Genomic DNA, 1,572 nt, shown 5'->3' with positions numbered 1-1,572 from the left:
GTTCGACTCAATTGGAATACGGCACAACGCGAGAACTCAACCTGTAACGACTGTCGAGAGACAGACTCGTTATAGGGTCAAGCGAACAAGTGCATGTGGTGGATGCCTTGGCGATCACAGGCGATGAAGGACGCGGTAGCCTGCGAAAAGCTACGGGGAGCTGGCAAACGAGCTTTGATCCGTAGATGTCCGAATGGGGAAACCCGGCCCTTTTGGGTCATCCTGGACTGAATACATAGGTCCAGTGAAGCGAACGCGGTGAACTGAAACATCTAAGTAACCGCAGGAAAAGAAATCAACCGAGATTCCCAAAGTAGTGGCGAGCGAAATGGGATGAGCCTTGCACTCTTTATTTGTATTGTTAGCCGAACGCTCTGGAAAGTGCGGCCATAGCAGGTGATAGCCCTGTAGGCGAAAACAGTATGAAAGAACTAGGTGTGCGACAAGTAGGGCGGGACACGTGAAATCCTGTCTGAAGATGGGGGGACCATCCTCCAAGGCTAAATACTCGTGATCGACCGATAGTGAACCAGTACCGTGAGGGAAAGGCGAAAAGAACCCCGGGAGGGGAGTGAAATAGATCCTGAAACCGCATGCATACAAACAGTCGGAGCCTCGCAAGGGGTGACGGCGTACCTTTTGTATAATGGGTCAGCGACTTACGTTCAGTAGCAAGCTTAACCGTATAGGGCAGGCGTAGCGAAAGCGAGTCCGAATAGGGCGTTCAGTTGCTGGGCGTAGACCCGAAACCAAGTGATCTATCCATGGCCAGGATGAAGGTGCGGTAACACGTACTGGAGGTCCGAACCCACTAACGTTGAAAAGTTAGGGGATGAGCTGTGGATAGGGGTGAAAGGCTAAACAAACTTGGAAATAGCTGGTTCTCTCCGAAAACTATTTAGGTAGTGCCTCGTGTCTCACCTTCGGGGGTAGAGCACTGTCATGGTTGGGGGGTCTATTGCAGATTACCCCGCCATAGCAAACTCCGAATACCGAAGAGTGCAATCACGGGAGACAGACATCGGGTGCTAACGTCCGGTGTCAAGAGGGAAACAACCCAGACCGCCAGCTAAGGTCCCCAAATATAGCTAAGTGGGAAACGAAGTGGGAAGGCTAAAACAGTCAGGAGGTTGGCTTAGAAGCAGCCACCCTTTAAAGAAAGCGTAATAGCTCACTGATCGAGTCGTCCTGCGCGGAAGATGTAACGGGGCTAAGCTATATACCGAAGCTGCGGATGCGAGCTATGCTCGCATGGTAGGAGAGCGTTCCGTAAGCCTGCGAAGGTGCGTTGAAAAGCGTGCTGGAGGTATCGGAAGTGCGAATGCTGACATGAGTAGCGATAAAGGGGGTGAAAGGCCCCCTCGCCGTAAGCCCAAGGTTTCCTACGCAACGTTCATCGGCGTAGGGTGAGTCGGCCCCTAAGGCGAGGCAGAAATGCGTAGCTGATGGGAAGCAGGTCAATATTCCTGCACCATTGTTAGATGCGATGGGGGGACGGATCGCGGAAGGTTGTCCGGGTGTTGGAAGTCCCGGTCGCTGCATTGGAGAAGGCGCTTAGGCAAATCCGGGCGC

At 52.9% G+C, this 1,572-nt stretch carries 1 rRNA gene; it reads left to right on the top strand.

The features are described 5' to 3' along the window. Positions 1-75: 75 nt before the first annotated feature. A 23S ribosomal RNA gene (locus BT264_RS37240) occupies positions 76-1,572 on the top strand; the annotation flags it as partial.

This window comes from Burkholderia sp. NFPP32 (genome assembly GCF_900119325.1).
GTDB lineage: Bacteria > Pseudomonadota > Gammaproteobacteria > Burkholderiales > Burkholderiaceae > Burkholderia > Burkholderia pyrrocinia_C.
Note: the sequence above shows the minus strand (reverse complement) of the source record. Positions and strands in the feature narration are given on the sequence as shown.